A 21,208-nucleotide genomic window follows, 5' to 3' on the forward strand; every position below is an offset into this window, starting at 1 on the left:
AGATTTGCAGAAAACGATCGATTTGTCGTCCTGCAGTGTTTTTGAAAAACTGCAGGAACTGGCCGTCAAACCCTACGACCTGACAGAAGAAAAGAGTCTTGAAAGGAATGGTAGATTAGAACGGTATGCCTGTCGTTCCAAATTGTTGCAGTTGTTTTTTGCTGCTCAGCGGGTCAGTGATGAAGTTCTTGATTGCCTGCAGCAGGTCGCTGATGAACTGAAGCTTGTTGAACAGTTCAGAAAGATGCGCCGGGGGGCTGTTCTCAACAGGATTGAGGGGTATGAATCTGAAAATCGACAGGTTCTTCATACAGGGTGCAGGGATATGTTTGCCGAGAGCCCCGTTGAACCTGAAATCACCCGATTGGCACGACTGGAACTGGAAAAGCTGAAGATTTTTCTGCAAGAGCTTGAAGGTGGCCAGCTCTGCAATAGTGAAGGAAAGCCTTTTGATACCTTGGTACAGGTTGGCATAGGCGGCTCCGACCTCGGTCCAAGGTCTGTTGTTGAAGCCTTGAAACAATACTGCCGGCCGGGAAGAACCGTCCGGTTTATTTCCAATGTGGATCCTGATGACTGTGCCCGGGTGCTTGCGGAAATCTCTCTTGACACTACTCTTGTCAATATTGTTTCCAAAAGTGGCACCACCCTTGAAACCCTTGCTAATGATCAGCTTGTTCGTTCGGTGATGGAAAAAGCCGGCGTTGATCCTGCACGACACTGTATTGCCGTGACGGGTAAGGGAAGCCCGATGGACAACCCGAAACGATATCTGCGTTCCTTTTATATGTTTGATTCCATTGGCGGCCGGTTCAGTACGACTTCAATGGTAGGTCTGGTTGCCCTTGGATTTGCCCTTGGAATTGCCAGGGTTATGGAGTTTTTACAAGGGGCCGCAGCTGTTGATTACGGAGCGGAAGAGGAAGATATTTTTAAAAATATTCCCTTGATGATGGCCCTTCTTGGCGTCTGGAACAGGAATTTTCTCGGCTATAATTCCCTTGCTGTTCTTCCGTACAGTCAGGCACTGCATCGTTTTTCGGCACATCTTCAGCAGTGTGATATGGAAAGTAACGGGAAATCAGTTTCCAGGTATGGAGAGCCGGTTACCTGCCGGACCGGGCCTCTTGTATGGGGGGAGCCGGGTACCAATGGTCAACATGCTTTTTATCAGCTGCTTCACCAGGGGACTGAGGTGGTGCCCATTGAATTTTTAGGTTTTGCGAAATCACAATCCGGTCTGGATCGAAGGATTGATGGAACTACTTCCCAGGAAAAACTCTTGGCCAATCTGTTTGCCCAGATGGTTGCCTTTGCAACAGGTTGTGATTCTGAAAATCCAAACAGGAAATTTGCCGGAAATCGCCCCTCTTCTCTTCTTTTTGCGGATCGATTGACTCCGGAAACCATGGGTGCGATTCTTGCGACCTATGAAGCGAAAATTGTTTTCCAGGGCTTTATCTGGAATATTAACTCGTTTGATCAGGAGGGAGTACAACTGGGAAAAATTCTTGCATCACGCTTTTTGAGGGCCATGAAAGGTGACGAGTTGGAACATGGAAGTATTGAAGTTAAATTACTTGACCTGGTAAATACAAGGGCGTTGTAAGGAGAATCAGCACTGAATAGCGCTTCATTTTTGGAGGGTGCGAGGCGGAATTTTTGTTGACAAAATAGCACAGCAAAGATATTCTCACACGCTGAATGTGAATTCATAATTGAGTATGTTCATAATTGTTTTTCTGCTGTACGGGGGAAATAATTATAAATGGGTATTGAAACCCCGAGTTTTCCTTTTTATCGGGTATTTGTCACCTCTTTCGCGGGCTTGAGAAAGGCCAGGGAAGTTACAGGGTGAACAAAGAGGAAATAAATAAACCGGAACAGGGTTTTAATTTTTTTTCTGCAAAGTAAAAATGGGTTGAGTTGAAGTTTAAACTGTAATTTCAAAGGAGGAAATCATGGCAAAACATGAGACGCCCTTGTTGGACCAATTGGAGACTGGCCCGTGGCCAAGCTTCGTGACCGACATAAAGCGCCAGGCGGAGACCAAGCCGGAGTGTTGGGATATCTTAGGTATCCTGGAACTGTCCTATGAGGACAGAATCACTCACTGGAAGCATGGTGGTATCGTAGGTGTTTTCGGATATGGTGGTGGTATCGTCGGACGTTACGCGGACGTTCCTGAGCAGTTCCCCGGTGTTGAACATTTTCATACCGTCCGTGTTGCCCAGCCGGCATCTAAATATTATTCAACCGCTAATCTGCGTCAGTTGATGGACCTGTGGGAGAAGCACGGATCCGGTATGACCAACTTTCACGGATCAACTGGTGATATCATCCTGCTCGGAACCAGAACTGAAAATCTTGAGCCCCTTTTCTGGGATTTGACTCATGATATGGGACAGGATCTTGGTGGTTCCGGTTCCAACCTGCGTACTCCGGCAAACTGTGTTGGTCAGTCCAGGTGTGAGTGGGCCTGTTATGATACTGAGGAATGCTGTCATCACCTGACCATGCATTACCAGGATGAGATTCATCGTCCTGCATTCCCGTACAAATTTAAATTCAAGTTCTCTGGTTGCCCGAATGACTGTGTTGCTGCAATAGCCCGTTCAGATGTGGCGGTTATCGGTACCTGGCGCGATGATATTCAGATCGACCAGGCTGCCGTGAAAGAGTATGTTGCCGGAAATTACCCGGCAAACGGCGGCGCTCACAGTGATAAAGACTGGGGTCCTTTTGATATTCAGAAAGAAGTCATAGATCTCTGTCCCACTGAATGTATGTGGATGGAAGGTGATGAACTGAAAATTGATAACAGTGAATGTACCCGCTGCATGCATTGTATCAATGTAATGCCCCGTGCTCTTCGTCCGGGACTGGACAAAGGCGCAAGTATCTGTGTTGGTGCCAAGGCTCCTATCCTTGACGGTGCACAGTTCTCAACCCTCATTATTCCTTTTATGAAAATATCCAAGGACAATGAGTTTGAAGAACTGATCGATTTTATCGAAACCATTTGGGACTGGTGGATGGAAGTTGGTAAAAACCGCGAACGTGTTGGTGAGACCATGCAGCGTGTCGGCCTACCGACCTTCCTTTCAGTTATGGGTGTAGAGCCGATCCCGCAGCATGTGAAAGAACCTCGTTCAAATCCATACGTATTCTGGAAAGAGGAAGAGGTTGAGGGTGGTTTTGAACGCGATATCATTGAGTTCCGTAAGCGTCACGCAGCCTGATACTGTCAATTATTGAGTTGATAATCCAAATTATTTAATACATAAGGAGATTTACCATGGGTTATAATCCAGACAAACCAATGGATGGCAGGATCTCAGATCTTGGTCCCCCGCACTATGAGCAGTTTTTCCCGCCGGTAATCAAGGCGAACAAGGGTAAATGGCTTTATCATGAAATTATCCAGCCTGGCGTCTTGATGCATAAATCGGAAACAGGAGACGAGGTATATTCCATTCGTGTCGGATCCCCCCGTCTGGTTTCCATCGAATATATTCGTGAAGTCTGTGATATCGCGGACAAACATTGTGACGGTTTCTTGCGTTTCACCACCAGGAACAATATTGAGTTCATGGTTGATTCCAAGGATAAGGTTCAGCCGCTGCTCGACACCCTTGCCAGCTACGGCAACAGTTATCCAGTTGGTGGAACCGGTGCTGGTGTAACTAATATTGTTCATACCCAGGGCTGGGTACATTGCCATACTCCTGCAACTGATGCTTCAGGTGTGGTTAAGGCGGTAATGGATGAACTGTTTGACTATTTTACATCCCACAAGCTTCCTGCTCAGGTACGTATCGCTCTGGCATGTTGTCTGAATATGTGTGGAGCTGTTCACGCCTCTGATATCGCTATCCTCGGTGTTCATCGCAAGCCACCGATGATTGATAATGAGCGTATTACAGGTGTCTGTGAATTGCCACTCGCCATAGCTTCCTGTCCTCTTGGCGCTGTAAAGCCAGCCAAAGCAGAGGTTAACGGCAAGGAAATCAAGAGCGTTAAGGTTAACGTTGACCGATGTATGTTCTGTGGTAACTGTTACACCATGTGTCCGGCAATGCCTCTGGCGGATCCTGAAGGTGACGGTATTGCGATTCTTGTTGGTGGAAAGGTATCCAACTCAAGGACAGCGCCTAAATTCTCTAAACTGGTTATACCTTTTCTGCCGAACAACACCCCGAGATGGCCTGAAGTTGTGGAGGCGATCAAGAAGATCCTTGAAGCTTATGCGTCTGATGCCAAGAAGTATGAGCGTGTCGGTGAATGGGCCGAGAGAATCGGGTGGGAGAAATTCTTCGAGAAATGTGATATTCCATTTACTGAGAAGAGCATCGATGACTATCGTCTCGCATATGATACCTGGCGTACTACTACGCAGTTCAAGTACACCAGCCATATCAAATAGTAAGTCAAGAATGATGTTTGATAACCGGAGGTTGCAAGGGCAGTCTCCGGTTGTTCGATGCTTTCTTCAAAACCTATTAAAGGGAGTTTTATCATGGCCTTGAGTAAAGAAGAATTGAAGAATGCCATTGAGGAGAAAGCTACGAAATCTCCGAAACCGCAACTGTACATCAAGGATTTCTACAAATGTGATCCTGATTCGAAGCCACGTGTTATCAAAAATGTGGCAAACGAGATGGTCAGGGAAGGGCGACTGATGTTCTGGTCTTCCGGATCAACTACGATGTATGGTATTCCAAGTCGTATTCAGGATGAGGAGGAATAGCGGAAAGTAACAGCTTTTGGTTATTTCCACTTTATAAAAAGGGCACAGGGAGCAAGATTCCCGGTGCCCTTTTTTTTAACAAGTCAGCTGGTGTTTTTAATCTGACAACTAACGAAGCTCAGACTTATCTCAAGTGCTTAAACTGTCAGTCTGGGTTTCGCATGGAATCAGAGTTTTCTCCATGCATTTCTTCCATGAGAAGGCTTGTCAAGATATAAGTTCGACGTGGCGAACCATTTTTTAAATAATCCCTGAAACGTCATGCTTCCATTCGCACTCATTTATGAACCTCTGCCAAAAAGTTCGGTGCATTGTAGGGTCCGTCCTGGAGCTGCCACCTCATCATCGGTCTTAAAAATTGTCATTGGCATATGACAGACCAGAGAAATTCACGCAGTCTTCCGGACGGGACGTTCTTTATTCAGGGCTTTATTTTCAAAATGACTTGAAAGTCTCCACTCATTTTACGTTGCTGATAAAAAGGGAAAATCATTTTTCCCTTTTCACAGTTACCGGTTGTACATAACGAACAAAACTGTCAAGGAGAATGTTCCTCTATAAATATACTCACCAAGTTCATTTTAAGTGTCACAGTATGTATTACCGGGTACTTACGGTTCCTGGGGAACATTGTCCTTGACAGGTGCAGTGAGACTATGTAACTCATGCTGCCTTTCTTCTTGATAAAACGTTACGTTTGTAAACCGGGTCATATATTTCTCCATATTTCCACAGACGATGTAGGAGTATTGCTAATTTCCTTCCCACTGCCACTACAGCTTTACGTCTTGCATTTTTCCCGCCTCTAGATGCCAGACGTAAACCAAAACGTTGCAGGTTACAGTCCTCTCCAAATGGGCCAAGAATATATTGCGCCGAATTTATCAATAGCTTTCGTAAAAACGGACTGCCAGCTTTGGTTATTCGAAGCTGTTTATCTGTCTCTCCAGATTGATCGCGACGAGGTGTCAGCCCGAGATATGGGCCAATCTGTCTGCTTTTTCCAAATCTACCAGGATCTTCAACCGTCAATACAAATGCCAGAGCTGTTAATGGACCGACTCCTTTCACTCGCCTGAGCAACTCTGTCTCAGGATACCGCTCGCTGCTGATACTCTCGATTTCTTTATCCAAAGCTTTAATTTGTTCGTTAAGCTGTGCAATGAGTATCAGTACAGGTCCAAGGCCAAGCTGCAACTGTTGAGGAATATGGGATATAGCCTTTTTATGAAAACATTCTGTGCTACAACTTGGTAACCGCTCACCAAAGGATTTTACAATGCCACGAACATGATTAATCTGACTAGAGCGGGTTCTCACCAATAAATCTCTTGAGTGCAATAGTGCAAGATCCGCTTGTACCTGTTCACCTTTATGTTGTATCGGATAAAGCAAATTGGGATCGAATCGTGCTATCCTTGCAAGCATTTCAGCATCTCGCTGATCTGTCTTACAATCACTCTCCCATATTGCACGTAGTTTTCTTGGGTTCCCCACTAAAACATTACAGCCCATGGAGCTCAGGAGTCTACTCATCCATGGGGAATGAGTTCCCGCTTCAATAGCGACCGTAGTTCTTTTATATTTCCTAAAAAATTTTCTTATGGATTCTACATTGTTGTCTATAGATTTACTCAGCAGGATGGTACCTCTGTCACCCACAATACAAACAAAATTTGTTTTATCGCCTAAATCCATTCCAATTGTTATACTGTTCATGGCTGGTTCTCCTTTTTTTGCAGCATCATGACTGCGTTTTATAGTTGAGCATGTTCTATAACATAGCTCGGGAGAACCAGCCTTCTCATTTTACCTCATCAGTTCAAGCGGCGTCAGGTTCAAAGTTTTCTGAGTCTGTGCTTACTGGCAGCAAACTGTTTTTATCAATGCTCATGGAAATTCGGGTTAAAAATCTTTGGGCAGGATACCAAAATGAAAACACATTTTTATGCATTAACTGATTCAACTAACAGAATTGCAAAGATTAAAGCAGAAGGGGGGGCTGGGCATGGGACTGCAGTTGTGGCGGAAAAACAGACCCATGGTAGAGGGAGACTTGGAAAAGAATGGACTTCCATACCTGGAAAAGGGTTATATTGTTCAATTATTACCTGCCCGGATGTGTTACCTGGGCAGTATGCACAGTTGACACTCGTGGCTGGTGTAGCTGTTGCTGAGGTTCTTGAAAAGGTACTGGGCAGAAGATGTCAGCTGAAGTGGCCCAATGACATTTTTTTTGGTGGGAAAAAATGCGGTGGTATTCTCACAGAGTCTATGGAAGTGAAGAATGGAACCTTGAAAGGAGACAGGGCAGCCATAGTTGGTATCGGTGTGAATGTTAATTCGGAACTCAAAGATTTTCCGGAAAATTTAAGGGATACAGCGACATCGTTATTTTTAGAAAATGGGAAAAAACACTCAATCAAGGATCTTTTTGAGCTGGTGAGGAAGCAGTTGTTGCAGAAGATTGAGGCTTTTGAACATGGTGGATTTCATAAAATTCTGGAAAATTGGCGTTCACGTGACTTCCTGCTGGGAAAATCTATTGAATGTGTTGGATATGACGGTGCAGTTATCAGGGGGATTGCATTGGGGCCTGACGAAGACGGAAGAATGCATTTACGGGGACGGGATGGCAGGGACTTCGAAGTTCTCTCAGGTGATTTGCGTCTGGCGGGAACTGTTTCAAAAGAAGCCTGACGGCTTCCAACATTGTTAAGAGGGAAGCCATCAGTTTAAGTAGAAGTATTTTTGATGGACTCGTAAAAACTCCGATCTACTGCGTTGTGGAGTGATCGTGTAATGCTCGACGTACTATATGTACGCCTGCGCTTACACGACACCGCCACGCCTTGTATATCGAAGTTTTTCCAGAGTCCATCTGAGAACGTTGAACGACTTTTTACGACATCATCATTTTTAATATCGGTAATAATCAGGTTTGAAAGGGCCGGTAACCGGAACCCCGATATATTTAGCCTGTTCTTCAGTAAGCTTGGTGAGTTTTGCTCCAATATTGTTAAGATGAAGTCTGGCGACCATCTCGTCCAGTTCCTTTGGGAGAAAGTAGACCTTGTTTTCATATTTGGAGTGGTTGTTCCAGAGTTCAATTTGTGCCAGGACTTGATTCGTAAAAGAATTACTCATAACAAAACTGGGGTGTCCTGTGGCACAGCCAAGGTTAACCAGCCGGCCTTCTGCGAGAATAATAATTCTCTTACCGTCAGGAAAGATAACATGATCAACCTGGGGTTTAATGTTATCCCATTCAAGATCTTTTAAGCCTGCGATGTCGATTTCTGAATCGAAGTGACCAATATTGCAGACAATGGCCTCATTTGGCATTTGTTCCATATGGGCCCTGGTTATTACATTCAGGTTTCCAGTACAGGTAACAAAGATGTTACCGATGGAGGCAATATCATCCATGGTGACAACCTGATATCCCTCCATGGCAGCCTGAAGAGCACAGATGGGATCAATTTCGGTAATGTAGACGGTCGCACCCATGCCACGCAAGGCCTGTGCGCAACCTTTGCCAACATCACCGTATCCGACAACAACCGCATTTTTACCGGCAATCATGACGTCCGTACCACGTTTGATACCATCAATAAGAGACTCTCTGCAGCCATAAAGGTTGTCAAATTTTGATTTTGTTACAGAATCGTTGACGTTGATAGCCGGGCATTTCAGGGTGCCTTCCGTAGCCATTTCCGAGAGACGGTGCACTCCTGTGGTTGTTTCTTCACTGATTCCCTGGATGTTTTTGAGTTCCTCATGGTATTTCTCATGGAGAACCAGTGTCAGATCGCCGCCGTCATCGAGAACCATATTCGGCCGCCAGTCTTCAGGTCCGAAGATGGTCTGGTCAATACACCACCAGAATTCCTCCTCGCTTTCACCTTTCCAAGCAAAAGTGGGAATTCCGGCTGCAGCCATGGCGGCAGCGGCGTGGTCCTGGGTGGAGAATATATTACAGCTTGACCAACGTATTTCAGCTCCAAGTTCAACTAAGGTCTCCATCAGGACTGCTGTCTGGATGGTCATATGCAGGCAACCGGCAATACGGGCACCTCGAAGTGGAGCCTTGTCTCTGTATTCCTTTCGCAGGGCCATAAGGCCAGGCATTTCTGTTTCTGCGATTTTGATTTCCTTCCGTCCCCATTCTGCAAGGGAAATGTCGGCAACCTTAAAGTCATTTGTGGATGTACTCATGTATTTAATACCTTCTCATGTGAATAATCAGGAAAGATTTGCGGCTTTACGGAGTTGCTCAGCCTTATCCGTCTTTTCCCAGGTGAAATTATCAAGTTCTCTGCCAAAATGGCCGTAGGCCGCTGTTTCGCGGTAAATCGGTCGCAGGAGATCAAGCTGCTGGACGATGGCCTTTGGACGCAGGTCAAAGAATTCAGTGATAAGTTGTTTCATTCTGGTATCAGAAATTTTGCCGGTACCAAAACTGTTTACATTGATGGAAACGGGTTTTGAGATACCAATTGCATAGGCAATCTGCACTTCAAGTTCATCGGCAAGGCCTGCAGCAACGAGATTTTTAGCCACATATCTTCCGTAGTAGGAACTGGATCGATCTACTTTGGAAGGATCTTTGCCTGAAAAGGCACCTCCTCCGTGGGAGCCCTTGCCTCCATATGTGTCAACAATAATTTTCCGTCCTGTAACTCCGCAGTCCCCAACTGGTCCTCCAATAACAAATCGACCTGTCGGGTTGATAAAAAATTGGGTATTCTTATCAATCATTTCAGCAGGAAGGGCGGGTTTGATGATCTCTTCCATAACCCCTTCCTTAAGATCGTCATAACTGACCTCAGCATTATGCTGGGTAGAGAGTACAACTGCATCTATCCGCACTGGTATATCATTTTCATATTGTATGGTGACCTGGCTTTTGGCATCAGGACGAAGCCATGGCAATATGTTTTTCTTGCGAACTTCGGCTTGACGCCTGGTCAAAGTGTGGGCAAATGTTATGGGCATGGGCATGAGCACTTTTGTTTCGTTGCAGGCATAGCCAAACATCAAGCCCTGGTCCCCTGCACCCTGGTCAAGATCCAGTCCTTTTCCTACATCGACACCCTGGGCTATGTCGGGGGATTGTTTGTCTATTGAAGTTATGATTGCACAAGACTGTGAATCAAATCCCATTTCAGAAGAATTGTATCCGATTTCTTTAATGGTGTTTCTGACTACATCCGGCATATCTACCCAGGCAGAAGTTGTAATTTCGCCGGCGATTACTGCCATGCCGGTCGTAACCAGAGTTTCACAGGCAACCCTGGCAGCAGGATCCTGGATGAGGATGGCATCAAGAATGGCATCTGAAATCTGATCGGCAACTTTGTCTGGATGCCCTTCTGAAACCGATTCGGATGTAAATAAATAATCTGACATAAAAAACTCCATTGAGAGAAAGAAATGCGTTATATCTGAATCCATTTATTGCATGAAAAAATAATTCTTCTCCGGCGGTGGGAGCTCTGCTGGAGACATTGCAAATTCCTGCGGAAACAAATTGGAGAAAATGCTCTCATTTTCTGAAATTCAGGATTCAGGTTGTAGAATGTTCGGTGCAAATCATACGCATTTTGTCCGAAAATTCAAGAAAATTGGGGGAAAAAATGATAATAATTTGTTCTGTTGTACAGGAAAAAGATGAGTAAGTATATAAATGGAGCTTGTCCAAAAGATTAAAATGATTAAATTGCGTCTCTGCTCCAGTGTTTCAGGAGATAATGGTGGAGATGAGTCAGAAGTCGGAGACACGGCTTTTCAATATTTAAAGGAAATCGGGAAGGAAAATGTCGATAGAGGCAGCAAAGGAAGTATTAATTGTAGAAGAACAGGGGCTTGCAGCAGTTCGCAAGAGAATAGGCCAAGAATTTGTCAAGGCTGTTGAAACTGTTCAATTGTGCAACGGAAGACTGGTTATTACCGGGATTGGTAAATCGGGTCTGGTAGGACAGAAAATTTCTGCTACGTTAAACAGTACGGGAACGCCTTCGTTTTTTCTTCATCCGGTTGAAGCTATGCATGGGGATCTTGGAATGGTTATGGCGGCTGATGTCGTTCTGGCTATTTCATATTCCGGTGAGACTGTTGAGCTGAACGGGTTGTTGACCAGCCTGAAAAAGAGGGGAAACAGGATTATTGCCATGACCGGTGGGGCTCACTCGACATTGGCAAGGGCTGCGGATATAGTTCTAGATATCAGTGTCCCCAAAGAGGCGTGTCCACTGGGACTTGCACCTACTGCAAGTACCACGGCAACCTTGGCTATGGGAGATGCGCTGGCAGTCGTTTTGCTGAATAGGAAAAAATTCCAGGCGGAGGATTTTCGCTTAAATCACCCGGGGGGGAGTCTGGGAGAAAGACTGAAGGTAAAAGTATCTGAAGTAATGCTGGTTGGGGAGGATATTCCTGTCATTTCACCGGAAGAAAGGGGTGGAAGGGCAATCAGGGAATTGAATGAAAAAAACAAGGGCGCAGTAGTGGTTGTTGACGATGCCCGGTCTGTTCTGGGAATTGTCACCGATGGCGATGTTCGGCGGGCTGTCATGGATAATGTGGAACTGGAAAGAACAACTGCTGCAGACCTGATGACAGTTGCGCCTGTATGTATTGAAGGCTCAAGAATGGCCGCAGATGCCCTGAGTATTATGCAGGAGTATGAGATAACGGCATTGCCGATTGTGGATGAAAAAGGCCGGCTGGAGGGCATGCTGCACCTCCATGATCTTCTGGGAAAAGGGGAGTTCCGTTTCCTGGTTTAGGCGGCGTCGCCTGGACTGGTTTCGGGTGACCATTGCGTAAACTTCGCTCAATCATCAATCACTGATAGTTGCCTGAATATTTGTACTCTATAATTATTATCAAAATTGACACAATGGTCATGAGAAATGCGAGCTAAAGGTCTCCTGATGAGAAATCCCAGTTCTTTTTCTTTTTATCATAGGCATAAAACATGATCAATGAGAGTGGACGACTGCCACTTTTTTCCAGGCATTGAAGTTTAAAAAGAAGTTTTGAAGGTGTTTCTTTAATAAAGGTGATTACGGGATTGCTGAGTTTTTCGGGCACTGTTGACGGATAGTTCAGCGCAAATAATTTTTTGAAGTTTGTTTCAAGATATTTTTGTTTCTGGTCAAGAAAAATCTCTTGGTCGAGTGATTGAACCATTCCTCTGGTTTCAGCTGCTATCTCTTGAAATTCAGGGTCTTTTGAAAAAGAGCTGTGTTCAATAACAGAGATAACTTTTCTGTAAGTATTTCTGGCGGCAGACAGTTTCTTTTTCTCCAGTTGTTTTTTTGCGGCCTGCCTTTCCTTTATTATTGAAGCCTGGAGGGAAATTCTTGCCAGCTTTTTCATATTGACATCCGAGGCGCCGATATCTTTGAGAATGGTCTGGTCTTTTGAAAGTAGAATCTGCGCATTTCTGTAAGCATCAATAGCTTCCTGCCAGGAACCATTACTGAAGGCAAGATTACCTCGTTTTATGGCGTCATAGAGTTTTGCCTTTTTTGCGTGGACTGCTATTTTATTTAACGTTTCCTTTGGTACTACACCTTTATTTTCAGCAAGCTGTATTGCTTTTTGATAAAAAGAAGTTGCTTTTTCCCAGTCGGATTCGGCAAACAGAGAGTCGCCCTTTGATTTTAAATCCTCAAAACGGCTTTTTTCCAGTCCCAACAGAAGTTGCCCTCGGTATTGCTGCTGCATTTCCTGCGGCAGCTCATTGAGGTAAACCAGCGCATCTGTATAGTGTTTTATGGCAAGTTTCCAGGAATGTTCTTTTTCCTTTTCATCTGCTTTCTGCAGAAACTGCTGTACTTTTGCATGTTGCAGCTTCGACATGAGAATAGGCAGGACAGTATCGTCAAGAGAAGGAGTATTTCGGGCCACGCTTATGGCTTCCTGCAGTTTGGTGGAGGCCTTTTTCCATTTTCCTTCATCGTAGAGAGAAAAAGCGGTTTCTTTCAGTTTCTGGAAAAAGAGCAGGGCTTTAACATCTTTTTTTGCAAGATATTGACCATTGAACAAAACTTTGCCGGCTAACCCCATCCGCATTTTTTCTGATTGGAGAGTCTGTTGTATTTCTGATTTGAGAACAGCTACTTCAGGCTGGCGTATGAATTGAACCTGGCCAGCCAGCTTCATTGCCTGGTCGCAGTTTTGTTTCGCACTGATGAAATTGTCTGCTTTCAGTTGTGCCTTGCAAGTGGAAAATGATCTTCGGGCGAAGATGATATTTTGTTGAAGTGTGAAGTAATAATAACCTGCGGCACCAGCCAAAAGGAGAATAATTCCACCTAGAAAGATATATTTGATTCTCGAATTTCCGGGCGAAGGAGGCGGAGATGATGAATTCGGTCTCGTTCTTCTTGTGGGAAAAGCTGGTTTTTTTGTTTTTTCTTTTTTCTGTTTCTGCGGAATATCTGGTGGTTCCGGAGTGTCTGGAACTGTTTCGGAAGACAATTCTCTAAGCAGCTCAATACTTCTTTTTAGTCTGTCAATATCTATGGATATGTCTGGATAATCTGCAACGGTCTCAGGGATTTTTTCATACAGTTTCAGAGCTGTTTCACCATTGCCCCTGTCTTCTTCACTTCTGGCTTTGTTGTGGAATTTCTTGGCAATGTTGATCGCTTTTTTGGCATTTGAAAAATAAGGTTCCGTTTCCTGTCGTGTAGACGGGGGGAGATCACTCAACAGGTTGAAAAGTTGAGAGTAGCGATTTTGTTTATCCAGGAGCTGGATAAGAGTGAAATCGATTTCAGATCCCGTCCCTTCCTCAATTTCAGGAGATTTTTCTGGACGTTTATCCGGAATCAATTCTTCTTCATCGTTTTGTTCGATGGAAAGATAATCATATTCAGTTGTCAGGTCTGAATCATCAAGGGTGTCAATTTCTGAAGGAATTGGTTGATTCAGCTGTGTACTTTTTCCTTTTTCCGCCAAAATTGTAGAAAAAGGCAGCCGGGAGCTGTTATCTGTGAACCAGAGCGCTGCCTCCTCATTAAAGGCATTGTCAATGGAATAGAATTCGCCACAGATCATTCTGCCGATATGGATAATCAGTTCAGGCAGTGATTTATTCTGTTCCCAGAAATCACCGAGACAGATGGCGGCTGGATCGAAGTCAGGATGAAAAATCGGAGTCTTAGGTTTACAGCTCGGAGGAAAATGTGGAAATCCGAAGGGTATGGAACATTCAACGATATGTTTTTCAGCCAGTGTGATTTCACCATTTTCCTGTACCATTCCTGGAACAGAATACGTTATTTCATACTGATCCGGAGGATCACCCTTTACAGGCTGGATGGAAATGAATTCATGGGCAGAGAATTCCCTTGTGATCCGGCTTAAAATCTCGCTGAGTTGGTCGGATTGAGCTGTCATATATTATATATATTCATAGTAGGTATATGTGTACAATATCAGATAGTATATCAAGTTCATTACGCATTACAAATTAAAAGATTAAATTGGTCTTATTTTTTTCCCTGCAAAAGATGGTTAGCAGACATTTTTTATAGCCACCTGGAAATTTTACTTTTTAATGCTGCTGAGAAATAAGGAACAGAGGGTTTTATTGTTTTACGTTCCTCGGAGTCTACGCATACCTGAATTCGAACAAAAAATCTCATTTCTGGACAAAAACCAGTTATATTCCATAGTCTTATATAAGGAAAAAGTGTGAATTACCCATGAGGTCAAGTCTGATGAGAAATGCAGGATGGTTAACTCGCATTTCTCATCAGTTCAGGCGGCGTTAGCTTCAAAATTTTCAACAGTAAATAATAGTGACCTATATTTGCTGTTGAAATATTGCAGAAGATGGCGTCGCCTGGGCTGACCTTGGGTGAACATTGTGTAAATTTTGGTCGATTACCGATAGCTGGCAAATTATTTGTATTCTACAGCTATTCTCAAAATTGACACAATATTCATGAGAAATGCGGGTTAAAGCATGGCGAAAAGACTTGTGTGCATTGGTCTGATTGAGTATTACCGATAATGAATAATTGACGGAATCCTGATATACATTCTATCATTGGGGCAGGTTGGCAGGATTTAGCAATTGTGTTACCCGAAATAAATGTTTGACCTCAGAAAGGAAGTATGAAAGCAATCAACTGGTTTTTTTCCATAGTCGATCAGAAAAACTGCCCTCTGTACGAGGTCGGTGAAAAACTGGCCCTGTCTGAAAAAACACTCTCTTGCCCTGACGGGAAGGAGGTTTGCCTTATTCTGGTTCGAGACATGACACAGTTGCTGTTTCAGTTACTTGATGAGGCATCCGGGGGGAACTGCCGGAAGATAAGGTTTTCAACTGTAGCGGTTGTACCGGTCTAATAAAATTTTCACCTTCCGGGGAGAAGGATTCAAAATCTTCTGCCACAAGTACGGAAGCGGTTGTCGGTTCTGTTCTCAAGACGATTTTTTCAAAAATCGGTGCCAGCCCGTTTCTCAAAGCGCTTCCTACCGATCAAATCGAAAAAATACTGTCACACTTCAGAGAAATAACTTTGATGGAAGGTGCGGTATTGATCCGGAAAGGAGAACAAAATTTCAATTTATATCTTATCGTAGAGGGTGAGTTTCAGGTTGAGGATGATGCTGTTATCCTTGATGTCCTCAAGACAGGAGAGTTATGTGGTGAAATGAGCTATCTCGGAGCGGATGTGGCTGTGTCTACCGTAAGAGCCGTGAAGAAGTCAAAGGTTCTGGCCATCGAGGGAGATGTTTTTGGTCGCCTTCTCGGGAACAATGGTTCTGTTCAGGCTTTTGTGGCAAAACTGCTTGCCGCGCGACTCAGAAAATCAAATGCTGCTCGGTCCCGGGACTTTGAATCATGTATGAGCGGGCGGCTGGATCAGATTGTGCCAGCGGAACTTTTTCAGATCTTCCATATGCACCAGAAAACCGGAGTATTGACGATGGAGTTGCCCGAAGGTGAGGGCAAGGTTGCTTTCCGTGAAGGCTGTCTGATAAATGCCAGGTATGCCGGGGAGAAGAATCAGGAGGCAATTTTCAAAATTCTCGGCGAAAACAAGGGGCTGTACAGGTTTACCACTGGGCTGTCTCCCCGGGAGATGAAGGCAGCGGAAATCGGGGATTTCATGATGCTTCTGATGGAAGGGGTAAAAAGAGTTGATGAGGGTCTGGAAAATGAGGATTCATAAAAAAGTTTTTCTGATTACATACAAAACTCGACCTGATAAAAATGTCAAAACTCCAAACAGAATGAAGTTTTACCGGGATTGAGGTGAAACGGTAACTGTTCACTAACGTGAAACGTTATGGAAAGGTGGCAGGTCAAGAATCTCCATAAAAGATGACACGTGATATTTCCCGTTTAAGTCTGGATTTTTGAAAGCAATGAGATCCACATTACACGAAGCTGCATGCTGTTCATCTATGACAGAATCACCGATGAATAGTGCGTTGTCGGGGGACAATTGTAATAATTGAGAATTTCAAGCAGTGCATCCGGGGCAGGTTTCGGTTTGGTGGTATCGGCTGCTGTCATTACTTTGCCGAAATAGTGAGCAAGGCCATGGGATTCGAGAAGAGGTCGCATTGTATTGGTGCGGTTGGTGGAAATGGCCAGAGCGTAATGTGGGCTGACCTGCTCGAGAAAAGGTATAAGGTCAGGCTCCATGTTCATGTACCTGAGAAACGGTTCGTAGCTGATTCCCTGCCTGAATCTATGTACATCCGGGATTGAGACATTTTTATATTTCTTGAATATATGGAGAAGCGATTCATCAACACTGTGCATGTGTACAAAATCGACCTCTTCATCACTCATCTCACAACATTTGAACTCTTTCAAAAGGTAATTATAATATTTTCGGTTTGCCTCTTTCGAGTCAAACATCACGCCATCACAATCAAATATAATGAGTTTCAGCATAGTCTGTTAAGATGGTTTAGGAGGAATAAAGTTCCTTTTGAAGAAAGTCTATGGAGAAGAGCAGGAGCTTTTCATCATCCTGCAGGTCGTTTTTTTCAGTTGCTGTGAGTGTGTTTGTGTATATTCTGCCTGAAAAAAGCTGTTCCCTGAACGTATCAAGATCGTACAGGGCCAGAATAAAGAGTTCTACCTGACGCTGTGATGGTTGGTAACCATTGCGGACAGCATCATGCTGCAGAATACAGGCGATAGCATCATTAAACCTGTTGTATTTGAGAAGCCCCTGCTCCCGACTGTAACTGATGGGTGTCTGTTTGTGATTTTCCTCAAAACCCCGGCAGTGTTTTTCCTTCATGAGGACATGAAATTCCTCGATCCCCTCGCTGTTACGTATAACTGCCCTGCCAAGCGGATAAGCTCGGCAGGCGGATGGGCGATGCCCATATATTGAACAGCCTTTTTTGGTGATAAAAACGCAGCTGGCTCGACCGTCATCAACCATGGTCAGGTAGAACTTCGGGAAGGGTTCTCCGGGATCGTGTTCCATGAGAATATACTGATCCAGTAATTTCCTGGAAGACATGCCGGTCCCCTTACGCAGGCGCAATACATCGTAGGGTGTGAGTGCCAGCTCCAGCATTCTGCAGCAGTCGGTAAAACAGGAAACTCCCTTGTGACAGGAAAATGAAAAATCTGTTTCTTTGGTGATTCGTGTTACAAATTCCGGGAGTTGCCTGTCGGTTATCATGATTAAAATTTATGCTTTTTGGGGCTTCCAGAGAGTGAGCAGCGGGCTTGCGATGAAAATTGAGGAATATGTTCCCACTACTATACCTGTAAGCAGCGCAAATGAAAAATCATGGATTACAGATCCACCCATGAGAAAAAGTGCCAGTAATGTCAGGGCGGATGTAAGCGAGGTTACAACCGTACGACTGAGCACCTGATTGATACTGTCATTAATGGTGGAGGTTAGATCCCTGGCACCTGTTTTACGCATATTTTCCCTTATCCTGTCAAAAACGACCACCGAGTCATTGAGTGAATAACCGGCAAGAGTCAGGAGAGCGGTTACAATAAGCAGGGTAATTTCAACATTCATAAGCCAACAGATACCTAGAACCACCAGAACGTCATGGAAGGTGGCGATTGCTGCGGCAAGACCAAAACGGATGTCAAAACGCATGGCCAGGTAAATGATAACTCCGGCAAGAGAAATAATGATAGCCTGAATGGCTTTGTTTCGCAGGACAGCACTGACTGAGGACCCGATTTCAGACTGGCTTTCCAGGACAAAATGCTTATCGGCAAGATGTTCTGTTTTTGAGAGAATATTGCCAACAGTTTCACTGAGATTGCCAACTACTTTTTCTGATTTCTTGATTTTGACGATCAGGCGGTGTTCATTTTCAACTTCTTGAAGGTTGACATTTCTCATACCGTTGTCAGCAAAAGCCTTTCTCACCTCACCCATTTTGAATTCCTGGCTTGCCTTGTACTGGAGAAGGGATCCACCTGAAAAATCAACGCCCATATTGGCTTTGCCTCTGGCGATCTGGATAAAGGCAATCAGTCCGATGGTCACAAGAACTGCAGAAAGAGTATAAGTGATATTCTTGATTTTCAGATAATCCAGATTCGGCCGTTTGGAAAACTGGAGAAAATTCAGTTTTTTAATGGGCCTGATGGCGTTGACTGTATCAAACATGAGCCGTGAATAGAACAATGCGGCAAAGAGGTTGAAGATAATACCCAGGGAAAGAGTGATGGCAAAACCTTTGATTGGGCCGGTTCCGAACATGAACAGGGCCATAGCTGTGATAAGGGTGGTAACCTGGGAGTCAACAATGGTGAGAAATGCCTTGCCAAAGCCCGCATCAATACTTGAGCGTACCGATTTCCCCAGGGCATACTCCTCCCGCATTCGTTCAAAGATGAGGACATTGGCATCAACCGCCATGCCTATCGAAAGCACAATACCTGCGATACCCGGCAGGGTAAGAGTGGCATTGAGGATTGCCAGACCTGTGAATAAGAGAAGAATATTGAGGATCAGAGCACTGTTGGCAATCAGTCCTGAGGTCCTGTAGTAGATCATCATGAAACCGAGAACAAGAATGGAGCCGAACAGGCCGGAATAGATTCCCTTGGTGATGGAATCCTGGCCGAGGCTGGCTCCAACCGTCATATTCTGTATGATATCAACGGGAGCAGGCAGGGCGCCAACCCTGAGCACAATAGCAAGATCTGCAGCCTCTTCATGGGTAAAACTCCCTGAAATCTGGGCCGATCCTCCAAGAATACGCTCTCTGATAACAGGAGCCGAACGGACTATTTCGTCAAGGACTATTGCCATTCTTCTGCCCACATTTTTTTCCGTGAGGGTGGCAAAGACCTTGCCTCCCCGACCTGTCATATCAAGGCTGACATATGGCTCATTGAAGGTGCCGCCGATTCTGACCTGGGCATCCTTGATCATTTCTCCGGTCATGAGAGTTTTATTTTCCAGAAGCAGTGGAGTCATCATCTCCCTGCCGGTTTTTTTATCTATATTTTTCTCAAAATGAATGGAAGTGTTTTCAGGCAGTCTTCCCTGGAGGGCACGATTCAGTTTCAGGATTGACTCGCCATCCTTCCATTTGCCCGAGGCGCGAACCTGGTCCACCAGCTGTTTCAGGTTAAGTCCTGCGCTTTCCGCTACGAGTTTGAACTCAAGCTGGGCAGTATCGCCAAGAAGTTTCAGGGCGCGCTTCGGATCTTTTACCCCCGGCAGCTGAATGACAATTTCATCATCTCCCTGTCGAATAATCACGGGCTCAGCCACACCAAACTGGTCAATCCTGTTTCGGAGGATTTCCAGGGATTGTTCCACTGCGTGGGTTTTTATATAATCCTTTTTCTCCTGCTTCAGGGTGAGAAAAATCCGTGGAAAACTCCCTTCCTTCGTTTCTATACGAGGGGAAATATCCGGAAAGTCCTCGGCAATGATAGTCTTGACCTGTTCCAATGCTCCGCTGTTTGGCAGAGTGAAGATAATAGTATCGGAAGATGGGGATGATGTTCTGACAGCACTGATTGACTGTTCTGCCAGGGTGTCTTTCAGATCACCGGCTGCAAATTCAAGGGCATTTTCTTCGGCTTTTTTCAGGTTCACCTTGAGGATCAGGTGCATGCCTCCCTGCAGATCAAGACCGAGTCGCAGTCCTTCCGGCGCCATATAGGTTTTCCACCATGTTGGTGTTTGAGGATAGAATGACGGGACAATTGTAATAATTGCCAGAAGGAGAACCGAAGCCAGAAAAGCAAGTTTTACTTTAAGTAGAGTGTTCATGATACCCCTGAAGGTAGGTATAAGTGGAAAAGTAGAAAAATAATTAATCGTTGTAGCTATGTCAAACTCAGCGATTATAACGCAATAACTGAATCTTGCAATACTCTGCCCGTCAAATTTTCCCATCCTCCCTTAAATTTGTTTCAACGGAGGCTCCAAGACTGTGGTTTTACGGGAGTTGTGCCGTTATTAAATTCTGTTGATTGCCTCGGCCATGCAGGCAGCCCCGAATCCATTATCGATATTGACAACAGCAACTCCCGGCGCACAGCTGTTGAGCATACCAAGCAGGGCTGCAATTCCGCTAAAGCTGGCGCCATAGCCGATGGACGTAGGAACAGCAATGACAGGACGGCTGACCAGGCCGCCGATAACACTTGGGAGCGCGCCTTCCATGCCCGCGGCAACAATGATAACTTCAGCAGCGCTGAGCAGGGAACTGTGATTAAGAATCCGGTGCAGGCCAGCCACACCGGCATCGTAGAGGGTTTTTACAGGGTGCCCCAGGGTTGAGAGGGTTATCCGGGCTTCCTCGGCGACAGGAATGTCTGATGTTCCTGCGCTGATTATTGCCGTATATCCTCTGTAGTTGTCCGGAGATTCACGCTGTTCATTACAGGTCAGCATGTGGGCTTCCTGATAGTAGGTGAGTGATGGGAGAGCTTCTGTGACTATGGCCGCTTTCTCTTCATTCACTCTTGTTGCCAACAGAATTGTATTCTGTTTGAGAAAGGCGGAAGCGATGGAGATAATCTGCTCCGGTGTTTTTCCAGCACCGAAAATGACTTCAGGGATACCTGTTCGCAGGGTGCGTTGGTGGTCAAGGCATGCATTATCAAGGGTTTCTGCAGGAAATGTACTGAGCCTGTTGACTGTCTCTTCCAGTGAAAGAGTACCGTTTTTCAGGTCTGTCAGGAGGGTTGTCAAGATTTGTCTGTTCATGGTTGGTTTATCGCACTGTATTGATAGATTTCCACAGTTTTTACTTAAACGAGTTAAAGGAGCTTGCGAAAATGGAAGCCTGAAAGTAGATTTCAAGGGTACTCCCAATCATGATGGACTCGTAAAAACTCCGATCTACTGCGTTGTGGGGTGATCGTGTAATGCTCGACGTACTCTATGTACGCCTGCGCTTACACGACACCGCCACGCCTTGTATATCGAAGTTTTTTTTCAGAGTCCATCTGAG

At 45.0% G+C, this 21,208-nt stretch carries 16 protein-coding genes; 8 read left to right on the forward strand and 8 right to left on the reverse strand.

Annotation, left to right across the window (positions count from 1 at the left end; genetic code table 11):
• The first annotated feature begins 4 nt into the window (after positions 1-4).
• The 4 genes from LO777_RS00180 to LO777_RS00195 all read left to right on the forward strand — a co-directional run bounded on the left by LO777_RS00180 (position 5) and on the right by LO777_RS00195 (position 4,750).
• Positions 5-1,609, forward strand: coding sequence for a glucose-6-phosphate isomerase (locus LO777_RS00180; RefSeq protein ID WP_228855581.1), 1,605 nt, complete (start codon positions 5-7; stop codon positions 1,607-1,609).
• A gap of 352 nt (positions 1,610-1,961) precedes the next feature.
• Positions 1,962-3,242 carry a dissimilatory-type sulfite reductase subunit alpha gene (dsrA, locus tag LO777_RS00185; RefSeq protein ID WP_228855582.1) on the forward strand — a complete coding sequence of 427 codons (1,281 nt, stop codon included), beginning with the start codon at positions 1,962-1,964 and terminating at the stop codon, positions 3,240-3,242.
• Between the two features lie 56 nt (positions 3,243-3,298).
• Positions 3,299-4,426 (forward strand): dissimilatory-type sulfite reductase subunit beta, encoded by a 1,128-nt coding sequence (dsrB, locus tag LO777_RS00190; RefSeq protein ID WP_228855583.1) that lies wholly within the window; start codon positions 3,299-3,301, stop codon positions 4,424-4,426.
• A 93-nt stretch (positions 4,427-4,519) separates the two neighbouring features.
• The gene (locus LO777_RS00195; RefSeq protein WP_228855584.1) at positions 4,520-4,750 is read left to right on the forward strand and encodes a dissimilatory sulfite reductase D family protein; all 231 of its coding nucleotides are present in this window, start codon (positions 4,520-4,522) and stop codon (positions 4,748-4,750) included.
• Positions 4,751-5,413: 663 nt separating this feature from the next.
• On the opposite strand, the gene LO777_RS00200 is transcribed toward LO777_RS00195, so the two are convergent.
• Positions 5,414-6,469 carry an IS110 family RNA-guided transposase gene (locus tag LO777_RS00200; protein WP_228854279.1) on the reverse strand — a complete coding sequence of 352 codons (1,056 nt, stop codon included), beginning with the start codon at positions 6,467-6,469 and terminating at the stop codon, positions 5,414-5,416.
• A 213-nt stretch (positions 6,470-6,682) separates the two neighbouring features.
• Here LO777_RS00200 and LO777_RS00205 point away from each other — a divergent pair, with 213 nt between their 5' ends.
• On the forward strand, positions 6,683-7,450 hold the full coding sequence (locus tag LO777_RS00205) for a biotin--[acetyl-CoA-carboxylase] ligase (RefSeq protein WP_228855585.1): 768 nt from the start codon (positions 6,683-6,685) through the stop codon (positions 7,448-7,450).
• A gap of 219 nt (positions 7,451-7,669) precedes the next feature.
• On the opposite strand, the gene ahcY is transcribed toward LO777_RS00205, so the two are convergent.
• Both ahcY and metK read right to left on the reverse strand, forming a co-directional pair.
• Positions 7,670-8,968, reverse strand: coding sequence for an adenosylhomocysteinase (gene ahcY, locus LO777_RS00210; protein ID WP_228855586.1), 1,299 nt, complete (start codon positions 8,966-8,968; stop codon positions 7,670-7,672).
• 27 nt (positions 8,969-8,995) lie between these two features.
• Positions 8,996-10,162, reverse strand: coding sequence for a methionine adenosyltransferase (gene metK, locus LO777_RS00215; protein ID WP_228855587.1), 1,167 nt, complete (start codon positions 10,160-10,162; stop codon positions 8,996-8,998).
• A 407-nt stretch (positions 10,163-10,569) separates the two neighbouring features.
• Between metK and LO777_RS00220 the strand changes: the two genes are divergently transcribed.
• Entirely contained in the window at positions 10,570-11,541 is a 972-nt protein-coding gene (locus LO777_RS00220; RefSeq protein WP_228855588.1) for a KpsF/GutQ family sugar-phosphate isomerase, read from the forward strand.
• A gap of 133 nt (positions 11,542-11,674) precedes the next feature.
• Here the strand turns inward: LO777_RS00220 and LO777_RS00225 are convergent, their stop codons facing one another.
• Positions 11,675-14,167, reverse strand: a complete 2,493-nt coding sequence (locus LO777_RS00225; RefSeq protein WP_228855589.1) for a ubiquitin-conjugating enzyme E2 — start codon at positions 14,165-14,167, stop codon at positions 11,675-11,677.
• A gap of 723 nt (positions 14,168-14,890) precedes the next feature.
• Between LO777_RS00225 and LO777_RS00230 the strand changes: the two genes are divergently transcribed.
• Positions 14,891-15,124, forward strand: coding sequence for a hypothetical protein (locus tag LO777_RS00230; RefSeq protein ID WP_228855590.1), 234 nt, complete (start codon positions 14,891-14,893; stop codon positions 15,122-15,124).
• Positions 15,125-15,300: 176 nt separating this feature from the next.
• Positions 15,301-15,954 (forward strand): DUF4388 domain-containing protein, encoded by a 654-nt coding sequence (locus LO777_RS00235; RefSeq protein ID WP_228855591.1) that lies wholly within the window; start codon positions 15,301-15,303, stop codon positions 15,952-15,954.
• A 233-nt stretch (positions 15,955-16,187) separates the two neighbouring features.
• Here the strand turns inward: LO777_RS00235 and LO777_RS00240 are convergent, their stop codons facing one another.
• The 4 genes from LO777_RS00240 to larB all read right to left on the reverse strand — a co-directional run bounded on the left by LO777_RS00240 (position 16,188) and on the right by larB (position 20,961).
• On the reverse strand, positions 16,188-16,688 hold the full coding sequence (locus LO777_RS00240; protein WP_228855592.1) for an HAD family hydrolase: 501 nt from the start codon (positions 16,686-16,688) through the stop codon (positions 16,188-16,190).
• Between the two features lie 16 nt (positions 16,689-16,704).
• The gene (locus tag LO777_RS00245) at positions 16,705-17,436 is read right to left on the reverse strand and encodes a YkgJ family cysteine cluster protein (RefSeq protein WP_228855593.1); all 732 of its coding nucleotides are present in this window, start codon (positions 17,434-17,436) and stop codon (positions 16,705-16,707) included.
• Between the two features lie 9 nt (positions 17,437-17,445).
• Positions 17,446-20,019: a protein translocase subunit SecD gene (gene secD / locus LO777_RS00250; RefSeq protein ID WP_228855594.1), complete on the reverse strand. Its 2,574-nt coding sequence runs from the start codon at positions 20,017-20,019 to the stop codon at positions 17,446-17,448.
• Between the two features lie 189 nt (positions 20,020-20,208).
• On the reverse strand, positions 20,209-20,961 hold the full coding sequence (gene larB / locus LO777_RS00255) for a nickel pincer cofactor biosynthesis protein LarB (protein ID WP_228855595.1): 753 nt from the start codon (positions 20,959-20,961) through the stop codon (positions 20,209-20,211).
• Between the last annotated feature and the right edge of the window lie 247 nt (positions 20,962-21,208).

Source organism: Desulfomarina profundi (assembly GCF_019703855.1).
GTDB classification, from domain to species: domain Bacteria; phylum Desulfobacterota; class Desulfobulbia; order Desulfobulbales; family Desulfocapsaceae; genus Desulfomarina; species Desulfomarina profundi.

Bases quoted from the DNA above. Each gene is read 5' to 3' on its own strand.
- LO777_RS00225 (WP_228855589.1), bottom strand. From the start codon at position 14,167: ATGACAGCTCAATCCGACCAACTCAGCGAGATTTTAAGCCGGATCACA.
- LO777_RS00205 (WP_228855585.1), top strand. From the start codon at position 6,683: ATGAAAACACATTTTTATGCATTAACTGATTCAACTAACAGAATTGCA.
- LO777_RS00220 (WP_228855588.1), top strand. From the start codon at position 10,570: ATGTCGATAGAGGCAGCAAAGGAAGTATTAATTGTAGAAGAACAGGGG.
- dsrA (WP_228855582.1), top strand. From the start codon at position 1,962: ATGGCAAAACATGAGACGCCCTTGTTGGACCAATTGGAGACTGGCCCG.
- dsrB (WP_228855583.1), top strand. From the start codon at position 3,299: ATGGGTTATAATCCAGACAAACCAATGGATGGCAGGATCTCAGATCTT.
- LO777_RS00245 (WP_228855593.1), bottom strand. From the start codon at position 17,436: ATGATAACCGACAGGCAACTCCCGGAATTTGTAACACGAATCACCAAA.
- LO777_RS00200 (WP_228854279.1), bottom strand. From the start codon at position 6,469: ATGAACAGTATAACAATTGGAATGGATTTAGGCGATAAAACAAATTTT.
- metK (WP_228855587.1), bottom strand. From the start codon at position 10,162: ATGTCAGATTATTTATTTACATCCGAATCGGTTTCAGAAGGGCATCCA.
- larB (WP_228855595.1), bottom strand. From the start codon at position 20,961: ATGAACAGACAAATCTTGACAACCCTCCTGACAGACCTGAAAAACGGT.
- LO777_RS00235 (WP_228855591.1), top strand. From the start codon at position 15,301: ATGGAAGGTGCGGTATTGATCCGGAAAGGAGAACAAAATTTCAATTTA.
- LO777_RS00240 (WP_228855592.1), bottom strand. From the start codon at position 16,688: ATGCTGAAACTCATTATATTTGATTGTGATGGCGTGATGTTTGACTCG.
- ahcY (WP_228855586.1), bottom strand. From the start codon at position 8,968: ATGAGTACATCCACAAATGACTTTAAGGTTGCCGACATTTCCCTTGCA.
- LO777_RS00230 (WP_228855590.1), top strand. From the start codon at position 14,891: ATGAAAGCAATCAACTGGTTTTTTTCCATAGTCGATCAGAAAAACTGC.
- LO777_RS00195 (WP_228855584.1), top strand. From the start codon at position 4,520: ATGGCCTTGAGTAAAGAAGAATTGAAGAATGCCATTGAGGAGAAAGCT.
- secD (WP_228855594.1), bottom strand. From the start codon at position 20,019: ATGAACACTCTACTTAAAGTAAAACTTGCTTTTCTGGCTTCGGTTCTC.